Consider the following 25,773-nt stretch of genomic DNA (forward strand, 5'->3'; position numbering starts at 1 on the left):
GATATGAACATGACCGACAATTAACCAAAAGAGAAGTTGAGGTAATCCACCTATGAATGTGAATGTAACCGATCATGCCGATTCAGCCTATTCGCTAGCTGAGCAGAGGGCGGCTCAGTATTTTGTTTCACTGCACATGCAGTTCAAAGAAAAAACTTATGTATCTACTCTCACTGAAGATATTCAATTATGGAAAAAACATCATATTCATCGCCGCTCATGGTTGTCATTTTTCTCTAGAGGGAAAAGGAAACCTGATTCGCAGGATTATCATAGGTATATAGGCTGGCTGAATCTTAACGGTAAATTGGATGATTATTTAGATCGCAGCGTGTCCTATTTATATATGAGGGATCTGGGCAAAGCCTTGGATTCTACTGATACACAAAACAGGATTCAGCGAATGGTTGCTGACATTAGATCTCAATTGATCCCAGACGATTCAACAACGATAAGAGATCAATCAGAATTTATGAGCTTGGCAGGAGTATATCGCTGGGCGCAGAAAGAAGGCGTCGAGACCGCCACCATCTGGGTGATCGACAAGCTAAAGAACGTATCAACCCATATTCCGCAGGAAATGAATGCCGAACAAGCACAGCGTAAGTTAATTAAGATCATTATCGGGGTCATTCTGCATGTAATGGAGGAAATGGGGGAGAGTACCCCACCTTTGGAACGTTCTAAGAAGCTTAGTGAAGCCATTAGACTTGGTTATTCTTATGGGCTGACTTACCCTTTTATTGATGATCTTCTCGATTCCAGTGTCTTAACGGTTCAAGAAAAAGAGCAATTTTCCCTCATGATACGCGACGCTATCCTTACTAGATCTGTGCCTGAGCTTGGAGAATGGTCCGGAGAGAACATGGAATTCATTCGATACGTACATTCGGAGCTTAGTGAAGCTTTCGAATATATTAAAAGCTATCAACGTCCAGAAATGCAGAACATATTTTTCGAGCAATCCTTTGTGTTTTTTCAATCTCAGGAGCTGGACCGTGTTAAGGAACTTTCCAACGCTAATTACACCAATGAAGAGCTTTATATCCCCATTATCTTAAAATCCTCTTCTTCCCGTTTAATTGTCCGATCCGTTATTAGTGCACCTACAGATGATGGATTTGATCAACGCACTTTTTATTATGGTCTTTACAATCAACTGGCTGATGATTTTGCAGATATGTTTGACGATATGAAAGAGGGAGCGGTAACGCCGTATACCTATTTTCTGAAATACCGTGATCAACGTTCAGATTTGATAAACCCTTTTGAATTATACTGGACCGTCATCTCTCATCTAATCCATTCCGTATATCACTCCGATGCCAAAACCCGTGAAGTGATTCTAGATCGAGCAATTAACGGTTTGAAGCGTTGTAAAGTACGTGTGGGTACTGAAAAGTATAAAGAGATTATGGAGATCTTTGCTTCGGGTCAACCCGAATTTAATCGACTCGTGCAGCAAATGGTGTTGAAAGCTGATGATGTGGATTTTTTTGACAAACTACTAAGAGATCAAATGCTTACGAATTTAAAAAACAACAAGCAGGAAAAGGTGGATTTTCACAATACGATTCAAAAGGTTCGTGGTGAAATCAACAATCAATTGCCGATTAATAAACCTGTTGGGACACCAGCTATGAAAGAAATGTTAATTGATGCAGCCAATTATAGTTTAGAGGGTGATGGCAAGCGAATACGACCTATTCTGACTTGGGTTATGGGGGTGAACGAATACGGATTAGACAGCGCGGCAATTGTGCCGCTTTTGAGGTCTTTGGAATATATGCATACTGCATCCTTAATTTTCGATGATCTGCCCTCTCAGGATAATGCCCCCACTCGAAGAGGCCGTTCAACTCTACATGAGGTGTATAATAGCGCAACGGCGGAATTGACAGGACTCTTTCTAATTCAGAAGTCGATTGAGGAACAGGCATCCCTTTCTACATTCGATGCTAAATCCGTAATTGCTTTAATGCAATATTCAGCTCAAAAGGCGGAAGATACCTGCATGGGGCAAGCGATGGATTTGAATTCTAAAGGGAAAGCATTGACGCTAGAGCAATTAAATATGATTTGCTTCTATAAGACGGGCATTGCGTTCGAAGCTTCACTAGTTATGCCAGCGATTCTCGCACAGGTTAAGGAGACAGAAATTGAAGCTTTGAAGAAATTCGCTTATCATGCGGGGATTGCTTTTCAGATTAAAGATGATTTACTCGACTTGGAAGGGGATTTACAATTACTGGGTAAGCCCACAGGGCAGGATGTTGAGAATAACAATGCAACGTTTGTCTCCATTCTGGGTTCAGAAGGCGCTAGAAAAGAGATGTGGGAGCACTATTGTCTTGCCATGGAGGCGCTAAAAGAGATCCCCCGCAATATCAATTTTTTAAAACATCTATTGAATTATATGGTTAATCGTAATCGATAAATATGAAAATGGAGTGTTGGCATCTTTGCCAGCACTTTTTTATGAAAAAAATCAATCGTTTTTACGTTCAACTCCGTCTTACTTATAAGAACATCAGAACGATGACTTTATCCTAATACCGACACTGACAAAAAAAGAGGGGGTGTGGTGAGTGGTGGATAGGACGATGGACGAGGTCAGAATGGTTGATTTTGCCCGAATGGATGAGGAAGTTTTCTTTAAACGCCTGTATGTGGAGCATCGGAAAATGTACACCGTCGCTTATAGTTATCTACGGACAGAAGCGGACGCGTTAGAAGTTGTACAAGAGGCTTCATGTCGAGCCTGGATGAAACGTAAGAAGCTTAAAGATGAACAGTCATTTACACCTTGGTTGATTCGAATTACGATCAATTGCTGTATGGATGAACTACGACGAAAAAAACGAGTGATTCCTACGGAGAAGCTGGCAGAGGTTGCAACTCAGGAAATGAAAAGTAACGACCGGATTGATCTGGAACGTGCTCTGAACCGATTAAAGCCCAAATATCGGCATGTGGTACTTCTTAAATATTACAATGACATGACTACAATCGAAATCGCAAAAGTGCTAAAAAAACCTGAAGGTACAATCAAAACCTGGTTACGCGAGGGACTTAAACAGCTTCGTAATGTGTTGAAGTGATATGGGAGGTGAACAGAGTGACAGATAAAGAAGATCGTATTTTGCAGAAAAATGTTGATGAAATGAATCAGAATACTGAAACTTTACAGGAAATGAAAATTTATAACGCGATGCGAAAGGGAATTAGGGAAGGAAAAAAACGTGAGAAACGCCGCGTTTTTACCGCAGGTTTGGGAGTGATCGCAGCTGCAGCCGCAGCCCTATTATTTACATACTCTTCAATCGGGTTACCGGCCAAGGAAGTGGCTCAACCTTCAGTTCAAACCGCCAGCCCTAAAAATACAGATGATTTTGCAGCGTATCGTTCATTTTCAAGGTTAGAACCAGCGCTTGCTAGTGCTCTGGAACAGAATCTCGTGATGCCGGTGGGTCAGAGCGCGGAAAACAAGGGGTACCGAGTAGATGTAACTGGTGCAGTAACAGATGGAAGGAAGGTGTATATTCTATACAGTGTTCAGAACAATACAGACAAAGAAGTTATACATGCGAATTTTGCGCTTCAATATGAAGGCATACAGGAGTCGAATCTACATAAAGGTGCTGCACTAAGTATGCTTGCCAGCGATAACCGAATTCAACCAGGCCAGTCTAAGGATTTTATATACACTACTAGTCTTTCACCAACGGTTAAATATCCAAAGGAAGTAAACTATAATGTCATTATCACTGAAACTTCAGATAAGGCGCTACAATCCAGTAGTAATAAGTACCGGACTAATCTGGATGTTGCTTTCGAACTTAATCCTGATATGCTCAAAGCACAGGAAAGAATTCTAAAAACGGATAAAACGCTGACAGTTGACGGGCAAAAGATTAAAGTGAATCTAGTGCAATATACACCGCTTAGTACCTATGTAGATTTGGAGTATGATCTGAACAATGATAAACAAATTTTTCAATTGATTAATCCAGTTCTGATTAATACAAATGGGGGAGCTACCGAAAAATTATTTTACCCCGACATCGTCAACTCTGACAATTCTGAAGTCTATTCGGACAACACCAAGTTTACGCTGGTGTTCAGGAACAGCCAGAGCAGCCTAAACCGTCAGCCAGACACCGTTTCATTAAAAACCTTTGGTATCTCGGCAGTGGAAAAGAATAAAATGAAAATTGTTGTCGATCTCAATAAGCAGCAAATCATTGAAGCACCGGGAAGCGGCCTTGAGCTTGTTTCTCCAACGCAAGAGAATTATGCAGATGAAGGAGAGATCTTGTTACGGCATACAATTACTGATGCCGAATATTTAAAATACTATACTAGACTTGCTGAGACTTTTACTGATGCGGAAGGAAATGTGCATAAAAGAGCAATCAAAACAACTTCGGCAGGAAACTTCGGTGGCTACATGACTTCAAAGGAGGGTACAGCCGTGGATGAAATGCGTTATACTTTTGGAAAGGGAGCGAAAGATTATCCTCAACCCCTAACGATTACGCTAGAGAAATATATCAATCCGATTATGGATACACAAGCCGTAGAGTTATTTTCTAAGTAATAGATTAAGCTTAACGATTAATAATCTTGTATTTGTTGTAATCCTATAGGAGGTAGTTATGCGTAAATATAACACTGTAATCTTTGATGTGGATGGAACCTTAATTGATACAGAAATCGCTGTTCTGAGTTCTCTGCAAAAGATGTTAAAGGTGGATCATAACAGAGAGTATGAATTGTCAGAGCTCTATTTTGTGTTAGGTATTCCCGGTTCAGCTTCATTACCACAACTTGGGATCGAAGATATTCATGAGGGCAATGAGAGATGGAATGTTTTCATGAAAGATTTCTATGATACTATTAACATCTTTGACGGAATTGTAGATGTAATGAGTTCATTACAGTCAAAAGAGATCGTTCAAGGAATTGTGACTTCCAAGACAAGAGCTGAGCTAAATGATGATTTCGTTCCATTTGGCTTAACTAAATATTTATCATATACCGTTATCGCAGAAGATACAGCAAAGCATAAGCCACATCCAGACCCCTTGCTAGAATTTATTAGAGTATCAAAAGCAAACCCTGAATCATCTATTTACATAGGGGATACGATTTATGATTATGAATGTGCACGAGATGCTGGTGTCGATTTTGGATTAGCTTTATGGGGATGCAAGCAGCATGAGCATATTCCCGCGAAATATAAATTTGAAACTCCGCAGGATATTTTAAAGCTGCAATTGTAAAGTGAATAGGGTGAATATATAGCAGAGAGGCATTTTGCCCTCTGTTTTTTTAATGGAAAAACCTTCATTGTATGTTCTTAACATTGACTCTTCTCTATCTTATCGTTAATATTACCTCTGTGCTTCATTGCCCAAAAGCCTAAAAGCTTAAAAGCTTAAAAGTAAGGAAGCACCGCAATCTCCGAATTTTATCCCAATCACAATGTTAAGGAGCACTATCGTTATGGACCGTCAGCTTAGTTTTTCAAAAAGTATGATTATTATCGCTTTTATTTTTGCACTTCTTTTTGTATCTATTTTCCTATTGAAAGCAGAACCTCATATCCCTCTTCTCGCAACCACAGTTGGCACAGCAGTCTTATTGGGTTTATTTGGCGTGTCATGGAAAGATATTGAGGCAGCTATCATTAAAGGCATCCAAACAGCTATAATGCCCATTCTTATCCTCATGTTGATCGGAATATTGATCGCTGTATGGATGATGAGTGGTACGGTGCCTACACTTTTATTTTATGGTATGGATTATATTAATCCGAACTACTTTGCAGTAAGCGCGTTATATGTCACAATTGTCGTCTCTATGTTTACTGGAAGCTCATTCACCACCGTTAGCACGATCGGCGTAGCTTTGATGGGTATTGCTTTGACGACAGGGATTTCTCCCACACTTGCTGCTGGAGCGATCATTTGCGGAGCTTGTTTTGGTGATAAAATGTCACCTTTATCTGATACTACAAATTTTGCACCTGCAGTGGTAGGTATATCCTTGTTCACACATATTCGTAATATGATGTACACAACGATTCCGGCGCTTATAATAACTACTGTCTTTTTCTTGTTCGCACCAAAAGCCGATGCGATTGATTTATCGTCGATTCAGGGGATTAAGTTTGCTCTACAAGATGGATTTCGTATCCACTGGTTGACTTTGATCTCACCACTTGCCGTTATTATTTGCTCAATCAAACGAATCCCAATCCTTCCTACACTGATGGTTGGCATTGTTACTGGTCTTCTGGTGACCGCTATTATTCAGCAGCAGGCAGAAATCGGTGTCTGGTTCAGTGTGATGCAGAATGGATACGAAAGTACTATTGCCAATGAAACCGTTGCTTCTATCGTTAACCGAGGTGGAATGCAATCAATGATGAGTTCCGTTTCACTTATCTTGATTGCTTTATCATTAGGCGGACTAATACAACATTGTGGTGTCATAGAGGCTTTTTTTCGCAAAATCATTCAACCCCTCAAACGTAAAAGCAGTATCGTGCTTATGAGCGGTGCATCATCCATTGCGGTTAATGGGATGACTGGTGAACAGTATCTTTCTATTTTGTTGCCTGGTCAAATGTTCAAAGATGAATATAATCGCCGAGGCATTCCAGCAAAGACACTATCCCGTACGTTAGAGGATTGTGGAACCCTTGTTAATCCTTTAATTCCTTGGGGAGTTAGCGGTGCTTTTTTCGCTGCTACACTAGGTGTGCCGGTAATTGAATATATACCTTATGCCACCCTTCTGTGGTTAAGCCCATTCATCACGTTTGCGTATGCTTTGATCCCGAAGCTGCAAAAGAACTCGTTAGGCTAACCTTCTCTGAAAGAATGTATTTATTGTACGGATATTAAGAATAATAAGAGTGATTTCTGATTTATATCTGGGGAATTCAGCGGGGGTATTGCTAGTGAGTCGCAATAAGTTGCAGGATAGAATCAGGTTAGCAAATGTCGAGACTAAACATGCAGAGCAATTTAATAATTTATTACGTTATGTATTTCAAGTGACGAATCGTGATTTACAAATCTTTGGTTGGGAAAATCGTGAAATCACCCAAGCGAAGCTGCCAGTTCTAAAGTATGCTGATGTGGTCGGTTGGTTTGATGGTGATAAATTGATTTCACAGTTAGCAGTATACCCATTTCAAGTAAATATTTTTGGGCGAATTTATGAGATGGGTGGCCTGACGGGCGTTGGAACCTATCCCGAATATGCTAATTTAGGTTTAATGAATAAGCTGATGTTGCATGCATTAACTAAAATGCGGGGCCGCAAGCAATCAATTTCTTATCTATTTCCGTATTCTATTCCGTATTATAGGCGGAAAGGCTGGGAGATCATTACCGATAAAATCTCATTTGAAGTTCCGGATACCCAGCTGCCGAAAACTAAAAAAGTTCCTGGGAACGTGGAGCGGGTAACTATTGAACATCCAGATATCAAGGAGATATATGATCAGTTCTCCATGCAGCATCATGGAGCTATGCTTCGAAATAAGTTGGCTTGGGAAGAATATTTACGCTGGGATCTGGATGAAATGACAGTGGGCATCTACTATAACAATGATGATTTGCCCACAGGGTATTTGTTGTATTGGGTTGCTGAGGAGATCTTTTACATCAAAGAAATGGTATATATTAACGAAGAAGCTCGCGTGGGATTATGGAACTTTATAAGTGCACATTTTTCGATGATTACTCTTGTCAAAGGGGATATTTATAAAGGGGAGCCGCTTTCCTTCGTTTTAGATGATGGTGACATCAAGGAAACCATTGCTCCTTATTTTATGGCCCGGATAGTGGATGTGCAATTATTTATCGAACAGTATCCGTTTAAAAAACAGGATAAAGATGGTTGCCTTATCTTCACCTTGAGTGATCCGATGCTGGAATGGAACCGGGGTACATTTACACTTAATGTGGATAAGGATGGAACAGGTGTTTTGCACGCAGGGGGGACTAACCCTTCCTTGTTGATTGACATTCCTACTTTAACCACGATGTTAATGGGCTATAAGCGACCTACCTATTTGGCTAGGATCGGTCGGATCCAGGCAGATGAAGCTACAGTTCAATTCCTGGAAGGGTTAATCAGGCCAGAACATCCCTATTTCTCTGATTATTTTTAAAAAGCATACTCTAATGAGTGTGCTTTTTTGTTCTTTTATAGTAGAATTGATTCTCGGCAACACTAAATGATATGGGGTGTAAGAATGGCGATTAATTTCACCAAACCAATGATCCAAAGGTTAGAACAAGAAATCATAGAGGTAGAGAGCAAGCTCAAAAACGTGAAGAACAAAAAAGAAAAATCCAAATTCAAAATTAATCAATTAGAACAGGATATGAAATTTAGCAAGTCTCACACAGATTTGAGCAGTAAAATGACGCGAATCAAAAAGCTTAACGATGAAATTAAGAACATGAATCGCCTGCAAGCTGATCTTTCCAAAGAATTAACAGCAAAGAAAAACTCGTTAAAAAAACTCCAGCTAAATGGAACCGCACCTACTACAATTGATTCCACAAAAGGATAGTCGATCATGGCTGCACAGATGAAAAACCGCGTAATTGGCGGTTTTTATTTTTTTACCAGCTCATTTGTTTCTCCCCTTAACAAGGAAATCTCATGCTTATAGGGTGCGTTTACATATTTCTTTTCACCGATGGAGGGAGTCTCTAGGAGTTTGGGGATAGTTGTTAGTTGAGGATGGTGGACCACATATCTTAGCGCCTGAAGGCCGATATATCCGTACCCTATATTTTCGTGCCTGTCTTTATGTGAGCCCATAATATTCTTTGAATCATTGATGTGAATGACTTTTAGGCGCTCTATTCCGATCAATCGATCAAATTTATCCAATATGCCATCAAAATCTTCTTTTACGTTATAACCGGCATCATGGATATGGCAAGTATCCAAACAAATTGATAGACGCTCATTATGGGTCACTCCATCAATAATAGCTGCGAGTTCTTCAAAAGAGACTCCACATTCACTACCTTTTCCAGCCATAGTTTCTAATGAAACCTGAACATTTCGTTTATCTGTTAGCACTTCGTTTAAGCCTTCCACGATCCGAGAGATTCCAGCTTGAGAGCCAGCACCAACATGGGAGCCAGGATGTAGGACGATTTGGGTTGAACCCAAAGCTTCTGTTCTTATGATTTCTGATTGAAGAAACTCTATACTATGCTCAAAGACCTGTGCCGAAAGTGCATTTCCTAAGTTAACAATAAATGGAGCGTGTACAATAATATTAGAAATACCGTTATCTCTCATATGAGCATGTCCTGCTTCAATATTCAAAGCTTCAATGGGTTTGCGGCGTGTATTTTGTGGGGCTCCGGTATAAAAAAGGAAGGTGGTCGCTCCATAAGAGGCTGCCTCTTCACTAGCTCGAAGGAGCATTTTTGTTCCGGTCATAGACACATGAGAGCCTAGGAGTAAAGACATCGGGGTTGACACTTCCTTTCCTCTGAAAAGAGAGCCATATTTAGTTACTATATATCCTATATGTCTATTATTATTTGTGAATTACCCGGATTATATGTATTGGTATTACAAGAAAGTAGGATGTTTTTTAGGGAAGATCAAGGTTGTCTCATCTGATTTATTATTTATGAGAGACAACCTTAGCGACCCGGAATTTAGCGCTAATTAGCAGCGGAAATAGTCTCACCTTGAATTGGTTTTAAATTTTGCTCCCATTTAACTCTGATTGCCCGGGAAGTGAATAGATCAGCTCCATCTGAGATTTGGAAGTGTAGATGGGCCTCGCTCGTATTACCAGAATTACCTGTTAAGCCAATAACTTCACCTTTTTCGACTTTATCCCCCGGTTTTACAGTAACTGACCCATGTTTGAGATGCGCCAAATGACTATATTCCCCGCCATGATCAATGACAACGATATTTCCGGTAGCTTGATTCGGATTCATGACCCCAACTGGCTCATTGTCTTTAATGTCATTCACAACCGATACAACAGTGCCGTCCGCTGGAGCGAGAATGTTTTTGCCAAAGGCATAATAGCTTTCATTTTTTAGTGGATCTCCTGTATAGGAATAGTTATCTTTGGTTTGTATAAAATCGTAAGCGTACCGCTGGATTTCTAACTCATAATGATAATTCACAAGCACATTTTCACCACCCCAAAATACATACCAATCTCCCTCAAACGGCAGTGCGTATTCATGTTTGCTTAGTACATTGTCGGTTTCAGGAGAAGGGGTAAGCTCTTGAACTTGAATTAATGTAATCGTCCCATCCGGATCAAACATCCCGACAAGCCCCTTATTGCCAGCATCACTAACCCATGTGCGTCGATCAAATCCATTAAGCTGCATGGTCGATGCCTTTTCCAATGTATGGATACCCTTAGTGAATTCTTTTCCTGTCTCTGTTAATTCTGCTTCACTTATTTCATCTTTTAAAGGCTGATTAAAGCGGGCATACAACTCCTTGTACTTCCCGTCCAGTAGAATCTTTGATAGTTCATCTGGAGCAAATCCGCTCAGAATGGCAACTGTGGCCGGGCTTGTTGTCTGCTCCGCCTTTTCAGTAGTCGGCACATCTGCATTCTCTCCTCCACAGGCAGCCATTAATAAAGACAGTGACCCTACAGCCAAGGCAGTTCTTGTATTCAAAATAACTTTATGAATGATTTTTTTAGGTTTTTTGTTCATATATATCGCCTCCCAGTATTACGATTGTAGCAGTCTATCCTTAGCTCTTCTGAAATTCTATATTAACACTTACATAATTTACTAGCTATTTAATGAATACGAATTAAGCTTCCGTTAAGATTAGTAAGATTGCTAGCCAAAAAAATCATGCTATGATGTTAAAAACGTCTATTGTGAAAGGGAAAATTTATATGAATGAGGCTTCAATTTTATTGGTTGATGATGAGGTATCGCTTTTAGACATTATGGAGACAGTGCTGCGTAAGGAAGGCTACGCCAATATAGATACAGTGCAAACAGGTGAAGAAGCAGTAAGTGCCTGTGAATCCAAAAAATATGATTTAATTGTGCTGGATGTAATGCTGCCCGGACGAAGTGGTATCGAAATCTGCCCTTTTATCCGTCAGACGACGGATGCCCCTATTCTTTTTCTGACTGCTCGAACGTCTGATTTCGATAAATTAACGGGATTTGCTATAGGCGGAGATGATTATATTACCAAACCCTTTAACCCGCTTGAAGTGGTGGCTCGTATAAGAGCACAACTGCGGAGATATTTTGCTTCTGCTAACCAACAGGCTACTGGCAAGAGTGTAGAAATAGTCCCCCATAAATCTGCAAATGTATATGATTACGGAAGGTTTAAGCTAGATGAGACAGCGGGAGAACTCCTGGTAGAGGGTCAGTCTGTTGCTTGTCCGGCACTTGTATTTCAACTGCTGGTCTTCTTATGCAAACATCCCAATCAGATTTTCAGCAAAAGTGAGTTATATGAGAAAGTATGGGGCGATGAAGCACTGAGCGATGATAATACGGTTATGGTTCATATTCATCGAATTAGAGAACGTATCGAAGCAGACCCGTCCGATCCAAAATTTATTGTTAACGTTAGGGGTCTTGGTTATAAGCTGGTGAAGGTAGACCGCCAGGAGTTGTCCATGCCATGAATATCAAACGTCGGTTAACGTTAAGGTTCGTTCTACAGCTAGCAATTACGGGAATGGTTGTTCTCGCTATTGCAGCAGTAACGTTTACTTGGATGCTGTTGCGTTTTCTCGATATCAGTATTACGCGTGATTTTGCTAATGTTGGCTTAGAGCAACTGGTTGAATCCTCCAAAATCGATGAGAAGGGCATTCAATTTTCCCCGAGCTTGCTGGAGCAAGTGAAGAAGAATAAGGGCTGGCTGCAAAATATCGATGAAAATGGAAAAGTTGAAAGTGCCTACAACACTCCAAAAGATGTCCCAATTCAATATGGACCGGGTGAAGTAGTCGCCTATTGGACAGGGACTCAGCCTTTTCCGTATACTCTGGCTGTATGGATTCAAGAGAAAAATGGGAGACAATTCACGCTTCTTTATGGCGCGCCAAATACACTAGATCCTTTGTTAAAAAAAATGAGCGAAGGTACATTTGATGCAGTAGATGGAGATCTGGTTCTGCCTGATTCGATTGAAAGAGAAATTAAATCATCACAGGCTTTTGTTCAACTCATTGATTCATCGGGTACGGAGCTGCTCTCCTATAATAGGCCAAAGATGATTCCCACCAAGTACTCAGTGCCAGAGCTAGCACTACGCACTCTCTACAGTGAACGTTACGGCTATCATGTCCGATCTTCTTTTGATAAACAAACGGGCCAAACATGGATCGTTGGACAACCGAACGTAAAGGGTGCAGATACAGGACAAAAGGTATGGGTACCTGAAGAGGTTAAAATTGTCATTAAAGGCTCATTAGCAATGCTCGCGGCTTTATTGCTTGCATTTATATTGCTATCTTTATGGCAAGCTCATAGGTTTGGAGCGCCAATGCTGCATATGCTTGTATGGCTCGATTCTATTGGAAATGCCATATATACAGAGCCTTTGGACCGTAAAGGAAATCGTCGTAGTCGAACACACGTAGGTAAATGGAGGCGGAGATACCGGGTTTTTTCTGATGTAATGGTCTCCATAGAGAAATTATCTGCTAATTTGCAGAGAGATCAGGCGTTGCGGCAACAAACAGAGAATTTGAGGGAAGAATGGATCGCAGGTGTTACACATGATTTAAAAACTCCTTTATCTTCTATAACTGGTTATGCTCATTTACTGGCGGAGCCTTCGTATGATTGGTCGAAAGAGGAAGTTCGCAAGTTTACAAGGACGATGCTGGATAAATCAGCCCATATGGACATGCTGATCAGTGATCTTGCCATGACCTATCGGCTAAAAACAGGGATCAAGCCACCAGAGCTGATGGAAGTGGAATTGAACTCTTGGTTACATCAAACCCTTGATCAAGCTGCTGCAAATCCCGAATACGGGAAGCAGCGAATTATATTTGTGCCGGCACCAAACGAAGTGAGGGCCCGATTGTATACTCCATGGCTAGAGCGGGTTGTGAACAATTTGACTGCGAATGCTTTACTTCATAACCCCTCGGATACGATTTTAACGGTTTCGCTTACTATGAATGATTTGGACAGTGGATTTACTATTCAATTTTCCGATGATGGCGATGGAATGGATGAAGTCACACTTAACCGATTATTTGAACGTTATTATCGAGGAACGGACACCGTATCTAGCTCCAACGGATCCGGCCTTGGCATGGCGATCTCCAAGGGATTAATCGAATGTATGGAGGGCAGAATTGCTGTTGAGAGTAGCCCTGGACAAGGGACCATTATTAAGTTGAGTTGGAGCTAATCATAGAACCAGCGTTTTTCCTAACGGAAATGACGGTGGTTTTTTTGTTCTGAATATAATTTTTTAATTCTCCTGTTTATTATCCAGCCAGAGTTGGGATCATAAATAAGTTGACATCCAAACTGATTGTAACTACAATAGTTACAGGTAGTGGTTAAAATAAATTTATCATCCTAATTTGAGGAGGAAGTAAAAATGAAAATAGCAATAACAGGAGCAACAGGTCAATTCGGATCATTGGTGATAGAAGCTTTACTTAAAACTGTACCCGCAAGTGATCTTGTAGTTAGTGTGCGGAACCCAGAAAAAGCAAGTGATCTTCAGGCACGTGGAGTGGAAGTCCGTCATGGTGATTTTGATCAACCTGAGACGCTGGAATCAGCATTTGCCAGTGTGGATCGATTATTAATTGTATCTGCAGATGGTGATAATGAAACCCGGATTCGTCAACATAAAGCAGCTGTTGCTGCTGCGGAAAAAGCAGGCGTCGGCTTCATTGCCTACACAAGTGTAGGACAAGCAGACAAGAGTGAACTATTTCTTGCTGAAGTTCACCGCATCACCGAAGAAGCTATTCGCGCAACAGGCATTCCTTACAGCTTCCTCCGTAATAACTGGTATTTGGAGAATGAGATCGGCTCCATTCAAGGTGCTCTAGCAGGTGCCCCATGGGTGACTTCAGCAGGGAATGGTAAAGTTGGCTGGGCTACACGCGGAGATTATGCAGAAGCTGCAGCAAATGTTCTGACAGGTGACGGACATGAGAACACAGTGTATGAATTGTCTGGCAACCCTTTAACACAAGAGGAATTGACTGAGATCATAGGCAGTGTAATCGGTAAAGAAATCAAAGTAATCCAGGTTGACGACGAGGCTTATGCCAAGACCATGTCGGAGGTGGGTGTCCCAGAAGCTGCGCTTCCAATAGTTGTAGCTATACAACGTGGGATTCGTGAAGGTTGGCTTAATATTGAAAGTAGCGATTTAGAGAAACTGCTGAAACGTTCAGCTACTCCTCTTGCGGATGTCATTCGTGTTATGGTCGGTAATTTACAAGCATAATAATATAAAAGATAAAAGGCTTCCTCGAGGTTGAAAAACCAGTGAGGAGGCCTTTTTTTGTGTTGATAGAGGATGAATCAAATACATAACTTTTCACTATTTTGCCTTGTTCATAATTGTGTTAGTTTAGTTTAACTAGTTATACTAAAAGAAATGGAAGATACTTTGAGTGAGTACATAATCTGGCGAATAAGCGAAGGAGATGATTACAAATGAAAAGAAATATCTTGGTGGTATCGGGAGCGGCGGTTGTTGCATTAGGTGCGTATTTGTTATTGGGAGGTATCGATAAAGATACGCCTTCAGCACAAGATACAACCGACATTAAGCAATTAGTGCAAGAATATAGTTCAAGCAGTCTGGAAAACCTGTCCGCGTCTATCACTTCTGAGCAACTTATTGTAACCGATAGTAACAATAAAGAGAAAACTTACGACTTGCCTAAAGATGAGTTTTTTGTTTCTATAGCTCCATATGTGGAGAATACGCATCCTTGCGCAACACATAGCTTGACTGGCTGCCAAGGGGAATTAACGGATGATGAGTTTAAAGTATATATCGAAGACAGCGAAGGCAATGTGATTGTGGATCAAGAAATGAAATCGCTATCTAACGGATTTATTGATCTTTGGTTGCCCCGGGACAAACAATATAACGTAACCATTGAGCAGGACGGAAAAACAGCAAAATCTGAGCTTTCCACTTTTAAGAGTGATAATACATGTGTTACCACTATGCAATTGGCAGAAAGTATCTAAAAAGTTGCAGAGAGAAGACTTGAAAAGCGAATGCTCAGCAGGATGTTTCTTAAGCGATGTCGAAGTCGTTATTGATAATCCAATTAGATCTTCCTTCTGATGTATTCTGTATTGGACTTTCGCCAAATGTCCATCGTATCGGACTCCATTGCAGCTATTTTAAATTTTCGCGGCATTTCTCAAGCTTATCGGACTGCATAGCTCTTATTGGCTTGTAATGGCACAGAATTGGAGTGTATTTAGGGAAATAACTGCATCTGGGTCCGATAACCTGGTGAAATGCTATAAATCTACGAAATAAGTGCACCTCGGTCCGATCTAGCGGAGAGTTAGAAAGTGTTTGGGAAAAGAAATCAAAAGTATCACACGAATGATCAAAAGAAATTGCTTTACAGAAGAGAGGAGAGAGATGAATGGTTAAAGAGCTGATCATTGGGGATGTTTTGCAAGAGCTGGCTGGTACACGTCGGATACTGGAGAAGCTGCCTCAAGAGAATATGACATGGAAACCACACTCTAAGTCAATGAGCCTGGGTGGGCTGGCCACACACCTCGTTAACCTTCTGAGCTGGCAATCTGCAATTCTACTTTACTCGGAGTTTGATTTGGCATCTGTGGCATATCGACGAGAAGCACTGGAGAGTCCCGACGCGGTTCTACAAGAGTTCGACCTGAAAGCTCGTGAGATTGAGGAATTAATTACTGCAAGCAATGTGGAGATGCTCGGCGCGGAGTGGACCTTGCGGAACGGGGAGCAGATCATCCGTCGTCAGACACGGGCAGCTGCGCTTCGTACCATCGGATTGAATCATATGGTTCACCACCGGGCGCAGCTTGGAGTTTATCTGCGGCTGCTTGACGTGCCGGTACCTGGTCTTTACGGACCCTCGGCTGATGATTTAGAATTAGCAAACGGTGAAGGTTGATAAGTGAGGAAGCCCTGCACTGCCAAGTAAGTTCAACATATAGCTCTTACCTGATATATTGGAGTATTAAGTTACCTCCAAACATACGGTAATGGGCTTATTTACTTTTTTCTAGTATTACACTAAATAAAACTCACGGAGGATCGGAAAGTTTGGGTTGACACTTTAGCTAATTTGGAGATATTATAGATTCATTAAGTCTATGATGGAACGAATATTTTTTTGGTTTAATAATAGACAAAAAGAGTCTTTAATATCTGCATATAGGAGATGATTCATATGATTTACGATTGCATTATTGTTGGTGGTGGACCCGCAGGCTTGAACGCAGCCCTTGTTCTTGGTAGGGCAAGAAGAAAAGTAGCTTTAATTGATAATAATCAGCCAAGGAATGCTGTTACCCATGCATCACATGGTTTTATTACAAGAGACGGGGTTACACCAGCCGAGTTTCGTCGCATTGCGTATGAAGAGGTACTACGTTATCCGTCTGTTAAGCATATCCAGACTGAGATTATTTTGATTAACAAAATTGATTCTGGATTTGCGGTACATGATTCGTTTGGTCGTCACATTGAAGCTCGCAGATTGATTTTGGCGACTGGGTTAAAAGAGGTCCTTCCTGAGATAGAGGGCTTACGACCATTATACGGAAAAAGTCTGTTTAATTGCCCGTATTGTGACGGCTGGGAACTACGAGATCAACCCCTTGTCGTTGTTTGCGAAAATCCACATGTTTTTCATATGGCTAAAATGCTGCTCAATTGGAGTAAAGATTTGGTTATCTGCACGAACGGCAAGACATTCCTTTCAGATGAACAGAAAAAAAGTCTTGAGGCTAAGGGAGTTGTAGTCAATGAACAAACAGTTTCCTCTTTTATGGGTCATGACGGGCAACTTCAGGCGGTTCGTTTTGCAGATGGTACTGAGATCTTAAGAACGGGAGGGTTTATTTCTCCGAATTTGATCCAAACGGCATCAATGGTAGATCATTTGACTGTAGAGCGGAATGATTCTGGTGGGTTTAGCACGGATGGGTCGGGGAGAACCTCGATTCCAGGATTATATTCGGCTGGAGATGTTTCTTATTTTATGCCTTCTCAGTTAGTGTTTGCCGCGGCTGACGGGAGTCGGACAGCTATGAGTGTAAATATGGATCTTACAGAAGAAGAATTTGAACTTTTTTAACGAATTATGGGTAGGAAGTTGAAAATAATAAGTATGCATGATAACATAATTACAAATTAATGATCGGAGTTGAAAAGTATAGTGTAGTAATTATTCTTGCGTCCCATGATGAATAAAACAACAACAATGGTTTATTTCGTTTGTTTTATTCTTTGTATGCAAGAAAGTTACTACTTCTTTTCACTCGAAAATATATCCATATCTAACTCCATTTGGGGCTGGATTTGCTGTATTTATTTGAGTCACAAGAAAGTAACTTTCTTGTGGCTTTTATTTTGTTAAAATACAGGAGGATTATTTTATGTCATTAATAAATGTCACAAATCTAACCTTTGCCTATGAAGGCAGCTACGATAACATATTTGAGAACGTAAACTTTCAAATCGATACCGATTGGAAATTAGGTTTCACAGGGAGAAATGGTCGAGGAAAGACTACATTTCTTAGCTTATTGCTTGGAAAGCATGAATACAGCGGTAATATTTCTGCTCATGTCAGCTTTGAATATTTCCCCTTTCAGGTGAATAACAAGGAGCTTAACACCATAGATGTGATCAGCGAGATTTTTCCGGATTATATTCATTGGAAGTTAATGCGTGAGCTTTCTTTGCTAAAGGTTTCTGAGGATGTGTTATATCGTCCCTTTGATTCATTGTCTAACGGAGAGCAAACGAAAGTGCTGTTAGCCACATTATTCATTAAGGAAAATAGCTTCCTGTTGATTGATGAACCTACAAATCATTTGGATATGACGGCAAGAAAGCTTGTCAGTGATTACCTCAATACGAAAAGTGGATATATTCTGGTCTCTCACGACAGATCCTTTCTTGATAATTGTGTGGACCACATCTTGTCAATTAACAAAACCAATATAGAGATTCAAAAGGGCAATTTTTCTAGCTGGTGGGAGAATAAAGTCAGACAAGATAACTTTGAGATAGCGGAAGACGAAAAACTTAGAAGAGATATCAAACGCTTGTCAGCCTCATCTAAACGAACAGGTAACTGGTCACATGAGGTGGAAAAAACTAAAAATGGAACTAGAAATTCTGGATCTAAGTTAGATAAAGGTTATGTTGGACACAAGGCCGCTAAAATGATGAAACGCTCTAAAGCCATCGAGCAGAGACAGCAATCTGCCATCAACGAAAAGTCTAAGCTTCTTAAAAACATCGAAAATTCTGAGAACTTAGAGATTACGCAACTTGCTTATCATAAACGTCATCTTGCGGAGCTGGACAATGTTTCGGTTTTTTACGGAGAGAAAAGGGTATGTTCAGAAGTAAGCATTACCATTGAGCAGGGGGAGAGAATTGCACTCTCGGGTAAAAATGGTTCCGGAAAATCAAGTATCATCAAATTGATCTGCGGTGAGGAGATAGATTATACCGGCACCTTCACTAAGGATAGCCAGCTTATCATTTCCTACGTATCACAAGACACTTCAGATCTACGGGGCGATTTATCAGATTATGCTAGAGAGAATGGGATAGATGAAAGTCTTTTTAAATCTATTCTGCGAAAGCTTGATTTCTCCAGAATTCAATTTGATAAGGATATATCCACTTACAGTGGCGGCCAAAAGAAAAAAGTCCTGATCGCCAAAAGTCTTAGTGAAAAAGCTCATTTGTATATTTGGGATGAACCGCTTAATTTTATTGATGTTATTTCACGTATGCAAATTGAGGAGCTATTGCTTGAATATACACCAACACTCGTTTTTGTGGAGCATGATCGCGAATTTTGCCATAATGTTGCCACGAAGATCATTGAACTTAGCTGATATTTTTAACATCGATTGAAAATTTCCAACTCTAACAGACCAATATTATTATATTAATAAAGATAATTATTATATATATTACAGTTATCCAATGTACTATAATGGTATAGTTAAACTTTATGATATGTAATTGATGCCTAAAGAAACAACCTATAGAATTGAACAACAGGAGGAAACAAGTTGAGTACACAGAGTGTGGGAATTCCATTAGAAGGTTTTGCAGAATTTAGCCGGACGGTAGCAGCAGAAGGTGCGGTACTGTTGAAGAATGATCATCAGGTGCTTCCGCTTGGTGAAAGTGATAATGTTGCTGTTTTTGGCAGAACTCAAGTGAATTATTATCGCAGTGGTACTGGTTCGGGCGGTAGTGTTCACGTTACTTATACGACCAACCTGCTGGGCGGTCTTCGCAGTAAAAAGAACCTTACGGTCAACGAAGATTTGGCAGCATTATATGAGAAGTGGATTGAGCAAAATCCATTTGATAATGGTGGCGGCGTTTGGGCTGCAGAGCCATGGAACCAGAAGGAAATGCTTTTATCCGACGAATTGGTAGCTGAGGCTAGAAGTAAATCGAACAAAGCAATCATTGTAATCGGACGTACAGCAGGAGAAGATCAGGATAATGTCGATGGTTCAGGAAGCTACCAACTAACAGCTGATGAAAAAGCGATGCTGAAGCAGGTAACTACATATTTTGAGCAAACGATTGTTGTACTGAACGTCTCTAATATTATTGATATGAGCTGGCTGAACGATGAAAGCTATAAAAATCCGATTTCGTCTGTCATCTACTCTTGGCAGGGGGGAATGGAAGGTGGTAATGCAATTGCGGACGTGCTGGCTGGAGAAGTAACTCCAAGCGGAAAATTAACAGACACGATCGCATATTCCATCAACGATTACCCGTCAACACACAACTACGGTAATGAATTTACAAACCTTTATCAGGAAGATATCTATGTTGGTTATCGTTATTTCGAGACATTTTGCCCAGAAAAGGTTCAATATGAATTTGGTTATGGAATATCGTATACCACGTTTAAGCTCGAGTCAGAAGAAGCTAAACTTATTTACAAAGCTGGCGAACTTAATGTTGAAGTCGGCGTAACCGTAACTAATACAGGAACTACCTTTGCTGGAAAAGAGGTTGTTCAGGTCTATTATGAAGCTCCACAAGGAAAATTGGGACAGCCTGCTAAAGCTTTGGCAGCCTTCGCAAAAACAGAAGTCCTTCAGCCAGGCGAAGCTCAACGTCTTACCGTGAGTTTCCCTGTTCATTCAATGGCTTCCTATGATGATGCTGGTGTGTCAGGGCATGCTTCCGCTTATGTGCTAGAAGAAGGCACGTACCGCATATTTGTGGGAACGAGTGTTAAAAAAGTGGAGGAAGTCAAAGTTGAAGGGAATAGCGGCTATGTCGTGGAAACTCTTCAAGTTGTGGAACAGTTACAAGAAGTTCTTGCACCCACGCAAAGCTTTACAAGAATGCAACCTGGCGTTCAAAAAGCAGACGGCTCGTATGAACTTGTTTATGTAGAGGTTCCAACACGCAAGATTTCGTTAGCTGAACGGATCGAGAGCAATCTACCAACAACGATCTCCCAGACAGGCAATCAAGGGCATAAATTAAGAGATGTATTTGAACAAAAAGTTAGTATGGAAGCTTTTATTGCCCAGCTTAGTGACGATGATTTGGCTGCCATTGTACGGGGTGAAGGCATGAGCAGCCCTTTAGTTACACCGGGTACAGCTTCTGCATTTGGAGGAGTAAGTGATAGTCTATATAACTTAGGAATTCCTGTTGCATGTACGGCAGATGGTCCTTCAGGAATTCGTATGGATAGTGGAGCGAAAGCGACTCAGGTTGCGATCGGAACGCTTCTTGCAGCTACTTGGAATGCCGCATTAGTCGAAGAGCTGTATGTGTTAGAAGGACAAGAGTTGGTAAGAAACAACATAGACACCTTACTTGGACCAGGTCTAAATATTCGTCGCAGCCCGCTTAATGGCCGCAACTTTGAGTATTTTTCTGAAGATCCTTTGATCTCTGGGGTGTTTGCGGCTGCATGTACACGTGGGATTATGAAAGGTGGCTCTAATGCCACGCTGAAGCATTTTGCCTGCAATAATCAGGAGAAACATCGCAGTAAAGTGGACGCTGTTGTGTCGGAACGTGCGCTTCGCGAGATTTATTTGAAAGGTTTTGAAATTGCAGTGAAGCAGGGTGGAGCGAATTCAATTATGACCTCCTATAACCCTGTTAATGGACATTGGGCCGCTTCAAATTACGATTTGAACACTACAATTCTCCGCGGAGAATGGGGCTTCAAAGGTATTGTCATGACAGACTGGTGGGCTATCATGAATGATGTCGTTAATGGTGGAGCTGCAGACCGGAAATTTACAAATTGGATGGTCCGTGCACAAAATGACCTGTACATGGTTGTAGCTAACTATGGCGCCGAAATTAATGGATGGAATGACAACACCATTGAATCCTTGGAAAATGGATCTTTGACTAGAGGAGAGCTGCAACGTTCTGCAATGAATATTTGTGAGTTCATCATACATGCTCCAGTATTCTCGAGAAAACAGCAAATTGTTGAAACAGTTGAGTCCTTTAAGGCTAATCCTTCACTTACTGCAGAACAAGTACAATCCTTATCTCAAAATCCACAGGTTAAGCCAGCCGTTGAAGGATCGACTTTCTTTGAAGTTGGCCAAGCTGGACAATATCGGATCCTCGTGCATATCATGTCAACAGAACCTGAGCTGGCTCAAAGTGCATGCAATGTTAATTTGAATGATCAATTGATGACAACCATTCAAACCAACGGGACAGAAGGTCAATGGATTAGACAAAAGCTTGTGAAAGTAGAACTCGAAGCAGGTCTTTATGAAATGAAACTGGAATTCATTAAACCAGGTTTACAGATCGACTGGATCGAATTTAATAAAGTTGACTAAGTAGCTCTAAATATAAGTTAAAGGAAAAACCCTGCGCTAATGCGCAGGGTTTTTCCTTTTGCTAATCGATTAGTTTAAAGTTGAAAATACCTTACTCTGCTTGGAACTGGAACCACTTAAAATCAAACTGGCTCCCCGGTAGAAATATAAAGGTGACGGTTTGCGGACCGGTTATGCGCTCCAATACAAATTCTCTTTCGCAATAATCACTTGACTGTGTAAACTCCACAAGCTGTCTCTTTTCACCCTCTGGTCCGCTAAATAGAATATGCAGAGTATTTTTATCGATAGGCGAATGCCCGCATAAGGTTAGTTTAGTGCTTCCAGTATGACCGAAGTCCATATCTTTAAAGATGAGAGAGACGTTGTTACCAATATTTTTGATTTGTCCATCTGCCAGCGTAAAGGAATCCCCATAAATCTGATTGTATTCTAGAACGTTAAGTTGTTCGTACGCTTTTAAAGGCTTGTTAAACTGAAAGCCCTTGAGATGAATCTTTTTATGAAGAACAAAACAAAGGGTGGTGACACCTTTTATTCGCTCAGGTAATGGGTAGGTCTCCTCTTGATATACATTCCATATGGATGGTTTTTGATAGGTTACCTGTGTCAGCAGAGCTGAATTTGGAGCATCCGGTGTACCTTTCCATATATCAATCGTATATTTATCGTTATCTAGCGCGAAGATAGGAAGGGTAAGTTCAGTAGCTCCATAATCACCGAAATCGATGTTGTCAAAACAGATCCAGCTTTCTCCTTCTCTTGCAGTAGCCACTCCGCGTTCATTCCCATTTGTTAAGTTCCGGCTCGTATTGCTATGATAACCAGCGGAAACAAACTCATAAGGATTCAAAAAGGCAGCTCCCATATCTCGAATATGGAATTCCATAAGCGAATACAGGCGCACTTGATCTGCACCGTTTTTCGTTGCACATCGTACATAGACGTCTCCGTCTCCCAAAGCCGAAATTACTGCTTCATGTCCATTTGCCTCAAGAACGGCTATATTGGCGTCAATACCGGCAGCATTCGTAACTCGCCATTCAATTTCCTGATAGGATGCGTTCTCTGGATGAATTTGCACACGAACCGGAAGTGAACGGGTGTCCTTAGTTAGTTGATTTCCTTGCGGGCATATGATTTCCAGCTTGCGAACGGGAATTTCATCTGATAAATAGTTTTGGGATAACTCGCTCACATCCGATAGTGATTGTGATGAGTGTTGATAAAGTACAAGCTCTTCGTCCTTAGAATGATCTAGCTCTCGTGCTTCCAAAGTCAGTGTAAGCTCAGCAGACTGTAAGCCATGGGAAGATGCACGTACAACGATTGTACCTGACTCCAATGAAGAGGCAATGACCGCAAGCAATTTGCCGCTGAACATCCGGCGACTTGTTCCTTTATATGAATCGTAGTCAGTGCTGTCACCATTATCTAAACCAACAAGACGCCCCGGTCCTTCTACAGAGATTTGAATACGATTATTGGCGTTCTCTACGGGACGTCCTTCTTGATCGAGGGTCGAGATCTCAACAAATACCAAGTCCGATCCGTCAGCAGTCATCTGAGTTTTATTAGGATTCATGACCACAGTGGCCGAATCTCCGAAAGAAGTTACCGTATCATCAGCGATCTGTACTCCGTGTTCATCATAAGCGACTGCTCGGAGAGTACCTTTGCTATAGGGGAGCTGCCATTCCCCAAGCAGCTTTTTACCATGTTTATGGTCAATGTTAACCGTGCCCATGGATTGATCATTAAAGAACAATTCGATTTGTGGTGCGTTGGAGCATACTCGCACATCAATAAGCTGCCCTTCAGAGAAATCCCAGTACGGAAAAATATGAATCATCGGGGCGTCCTTGTAATCCGTCCATTCTGCTTGATAAATATAATAGGAATCCTTTTTGAATCCCGCGGTATCCAGTTGACCGAAATACGAGTTTTTAGTGAAGTACGGGGTCGGCTCCCCAATATAGTCAAATCCAGTCCAAATAAATTGTCCAGGCGAGTAGGTCGCATCACGATCTGCGATGATGCAAGCTTCTGTGTTTTTGGCACCCCAGCTAGTAGAACTGTTCCCTAAGGCTGAGCATTGTTCATCATCGTCAGACAATACAGACTGAGCATAAGGGAAGTGGTAGATGCCTCTGCTCTGTACAGTAGACGAAGTTTCACTACCATAAATAATCCAGTCGGGATGTTCCTCATGATGCTGGTCATAGTATTTTTCGGCATAGTTATATCCTGCGAACTTCACTAGATCTGCGCATTTCTGTGCATTCTCCCATGGCATATAGTTGGAACCGATAGTAACTACTGCATTTCCTTTAGGGTCATGAACCTGCACCAGATCGCGTAATTCTATGGTCAACTCTTGCCCACGTTCATCAGCATGGGTGTCGTATATTTCATTTCCGATACTCCACATGAGCATGGAGGGGCGATTTCTATCCCGGCGTACCCAGCTGGCAATATCTTGTTTCCACCAATCCGGATAAAATCTGGCGTAGTCAAAAGGAGTTTTACTGCGTTCCCACATATCGAATGCTTCGGAAACTATGAGCACGCCCATCTCATCCGCTAGTTCCATCAGTTCAACGGCTGGCATATTGTGGGCCGTACGAATAGCGTTTACGCCCATCTCCTGCAGGAGGATAATCTGTCTTTTTAGAGCTACCTTATTCACCGCAGCCCCCAAACATCCCAAATCATGATGTTGGCATACGCCATGAATCTTCACCTTTCGGCCATTCAAAAAGAAACCTTGTTGGCTGTCAAACTCCATCGTACGGAATCCGAAGGTTTGGATTTCTTCTTCAATTACCTGATCATTCTCCAGCAGATCCGTTTTTAGGGAATAGCAGTAAGGCTGGTTAATATCCCAGAGCATTGGATTATTGACGGATAAGAGGGCAGAGCTGGATACAGCAGACCCGACTTGTACTGGACTTTCATTCTCTGCATGAGAGATACAGATACCTGAAGCGTCCAGTATACTGTGACGAATTATGTAGTGATTTGCGGTTTGTAATAGATCATTGCACAATACTTCGGTATCTATCTCAACATTCCAGGAATCCTCTTTTTTATGAGTAGAGATATAAATACCATCAGGCACAATATGTGTCCCTGGATACGTCTTCAGCCATACACTCCGATAGATGCCCGCACCGGAATACCAGCGTGAATTAGGAGACTCATGAACCACTTGAACATAGATTTCGTTGATACCTTCAAATATGTATGGCGTGATATCTATTTCAAAAGTGGAGTATCCATTTTTCCAGACGCCTGCGATATGGCCGTTCACATAGAGAGTGGAGTCCATGTATACGCCTTCAAAACGAAGCGAGACACGACTATTTGGCACTTTCTCATCTACAACTATGCTTTTACGGTACCAGCCTTCTCCACTTTCATATAGATTATGTGTATCAAAAATTAGCCAGTCATGGGGTAAGGTTACGTCGATCCACTCCGAATCAGCTGCTATCACCGATTCTAAAGTGGACTTAAGCGGCTGTTTGCTGAATAACCAGTCATTATTTAATCTTGTTTTCTGACTCATGAATGAAGTTCTCCTTTATCTTTGGAAAATTTAGAAGTGGTTATTAACGATGTGAATGATTTCCGTAAA

At 41.2% G+C, this 25,773-nt stretch carries 18 protein-coding genes; 15 read left to right on the forward strand and 3 right to left on the reverse strand.

The window, feature by feature from the left end:
• Positions 1 to 52: 52 nt before the first annotated feature.
• The 7 genes from NSQ55_RS14455 (at position 53) to NSQ55_RS14485 (ending at position 8,599) form a co-directional block, all read left to right on the forward strand.
• Positions 53 to 2,437 carry a polyprenyl synthetase family protein gene (locus NSQ55_RS14455; RefSeq protein WP_339174174.1) on the forward strand — a complete coding sequence of 795 codons (2,385 nt, stop codon included), beginning with the start codon at positions 53 to 55 and terminating at the stop codon, positions 2,435 to 2,437.
• Positions 2,438 to 2,603: 166 nt separating this feature from the next.
• Positions 2,604 to 3,101 (forward strand): RNA polymerase sigma factor, encoded by a 498-nt coding sequence (locus NSQ55_RS14460; RefSeq protein WP_076125874.1) that lies wholly within the window; start codon positions 2,604 to 2,606, stop codon positions 3,099 to 3,101.
• Between the two features lie 17 nt (positions 3,102 to 3,118).
• Positions 3,119 to 4,600 carry a DUF4179 domain-containing protein gene (locus tag NSQ55_RS14465; protein ID WP_339174176.1) on the forward strand — a complete coding sequence of 494 codons (1,482 nt, stop codon included), beginning with the start codon at positions 3,119 to 3,121 and terminating at the stop codon, positions 4,598 to 4,600.
• A 58-nt stretch (positions 4,601 to 4,658) separates the two neighbouring features.
• Positions 4,659 to 5,285: an HAD family hydrolase gene (locus NSQ55_RS14470; protein WP_076184554.1), complete on the forward strand. Its 627-nt coding sequence runs from the start codon at positions 4,659 to 4,661 to the stop codon at positions 5,283 to 5,285.
• Positions 5,286 to 5,508: 223 nt separating this feature from the next.
• A complete protein-coding gene (nhaC, locus tag NSQ55_RS14475) occupies positions 5,509 to 6,876 on the forward strand; it encodes a Na+/H+ antiporter NhaC (RefSeq protein ID WP_339174178.1) in 1,368 nt (455 codons plus the stop codon).
• A 94-nt stretch (positions 6,877 to 6,970) separates the two neighbouring features.
• Entirely contained in the window at positions 6,971 to 8,191 is a 1,221-nt protein-coding gene (locus NSQ55_RS14480) for a GNAT family N-acetyltransferase (RefSeq protein WP_076184556.1), read from the forward strand.
• Between the two features lie 84 nt (positions 8,192 to 8,275).
• Positions 8,276 to 8,599, forward strand: coding sequence for a hypothetical protein (locus tag NSQ55_RS14485; RefSeq protein ID WP_076302052.1), 324 nt, complete (start codon positions 8,276 to 8,278; stop codon positions 8,597 to 8,599).
• Between the two features lie 44 nt (positions 8,600 to 8,643).
• Here NSQ55_RS14485 and NSQ55_RS14490 read toward each other — a convergent pair whose 3' ends face one another.
• Both NSQ55_RS14490 and NSQ55_RS14495 read right to left on the reverse strand, forming a co-directional pair.
• A complete protein-coding gene (locus NSQ55_RS14490; protein WP_339174181.1) occupies positions 8,644 to 9,519 on the reverse strand; it encodes a deoxyribonuclease IV in 876 nt (291 codons plus the stop codon).
• A gap of 200 nt (positions 9,520 to 9,719) precedes the next feature.
• Positions 9,720 to 10,751 (reverse strand): M23 family metallopeptidase, encoded by a 1,032-nt coding sequence (locus NSQ55_RS14495; protein ID WP_339174183.1) that lies wholly within the window; start codon positions 10,749 to 10,751, stop codon positions 9,720 to 9,722.
• A gap of 191 nt (positions 10,752 to 10,942) precedes the next feature.
• On the opposite strand from NSQ55_RS14495, the gene NSQ55_RS14500 reads away from it, so the two are divergent.
• The 8 genes from NSQ55_RS14500 (at position 10,943) to NSQ55_RS14535 (ending at position 22,133) form a co-directional block, all read left to right on the forward strand.
• A complete protein-coding gene (locus NSQ55_RS14500; RefSeq protein ID WP_076125728.1) occupies positions 10,943 to 11,698 on the forward strand; it encodes a response regulator transcription factor in 756 nt (251 codons plus the stop codon).
• Positions 11,695 to 13,446: a HAMP domain-containing sensor histidine kinase gene (locus NSQ55_RS14505; RefSeq protein WP_339174185.1), complete on the forward strand. Its 1,752-nt coding sequence runs from the start codon at positions 11,695 to 11,697 to the stop codon at positions 13,444 to 13,446. The genes NSQ55_RS14500 and NSQ55_RS14505 overlap by 4 nt, the downstream gene beginning before the upstream one ends.
• Positions 13,447 to 13,641: 195 nt before the next feature.
• Positions 13,642 to 14,508 carry an SDR family oxidoreductase gene (locus NSQ55_RS14510; RefSeq protein ID WP_339174188.1) on the forward strand — a complete coding sequence of 289 codons (867 nt, stop codon included), beginning with the start codon at positions 13,642 to 13,644 and terminating at the stop codon, positions 14,506 to 14,508.
• 212 nt (positions 14,509 to 14,720) lie between these two features.
• On the forward strand, positions 14,721 to 15,266 hold the full coding sequence (locus NSQ55_RS14515) for a CueP family metal-binding protein (protein WP_076278438.1): 546 nt from the start codon (positions 14,721 to 14,723) through the stop codon (positions 15,264 to 15,266).
• Between the two features lie 413 nt (positions 15,267 to 15,679).
• The gene (locus NSQ55_RS14520) at positions 15,680 to 16,192 is read left to right on the forward strand and encodes a DinB family protein (protein WP_076125721.1); all 513 of its coding nucleotides are present in this window, start codon (positions 15,680 to 15,682) and stop codon (positions 16,190 to 16,192) included.
• A gap of 279 nt (positions 16,193 to 16,471) precedes the next feature.
• Positions 16,472 to 17,380, forward strand: a complete 909-nt coding sequence (locus NSQ55_RS14525; protein ID WP_076280663.1) for an NAD(P)/FAD-dependent oxidoreductase — start codon at positions 16,472 to 16,474, stop codon at positions 17,378 to 17,380.
• 301 nt (positions 17,381 to 17,681) lie between these two features.
• On the forward strand, positions 17,682 to 19,163 hold the full coding sequence (locus NSQ55_RS14530) for an Lsa family ABC-F type ribosomal protection protein (RefSeq protein WP_339174192.1): 1,482 nt from the start codon (positions 17,682 to 17,684) through the stop codon (positions 19,161 to 19,163).
• A gap of 180 nt (positions 19,164 to 19,343) precedes the next feature.
• Positions 19,344 to 22,133, forward strand: coding sequence for a glycoside hydrolase family 3 C-terminal domain-containing protein (locus tag NSQ55_RS14535; RefSeq protein ID WP_339174196.1), 2,790 nt, complete (start codon positions 19,344 to 19,346; stop codon positions 22,131 to 22,133).
• A 91-nt stretch (positions 22,134 to 22,224) separates the two neighbouring features.
• Here the strand turns inward: NSQ55_RS14535 and NSQ55_RS14540 are convergent, their stop codons facing one another.
• Positions 22,225 to 25,704: a sugar-binding domain-containing protein gene (locus NSQ55_RS14540; protein ID WP_339174199.1), complete on the reverse strand. Its 3,480-nt coding sequence runs from the start codon at positions 25,702 to 25,704 to the stop codon at positions 22,225 to 22,227.
• Between the last annotated feature and the right edge of the window lie 69 nt (positions 25,705 to 25,773).

Source organism: Paenibacillus sp. FSL H7-0943, assembly GCF_037963265.1.
Taxonomy (GTDB): Bacteria; Bacillota; Bacilli; order Paenibacillales; family Paenibacillaceae; genus Paenibacillus_AQ; species Paenibacillus_AQ odorifer.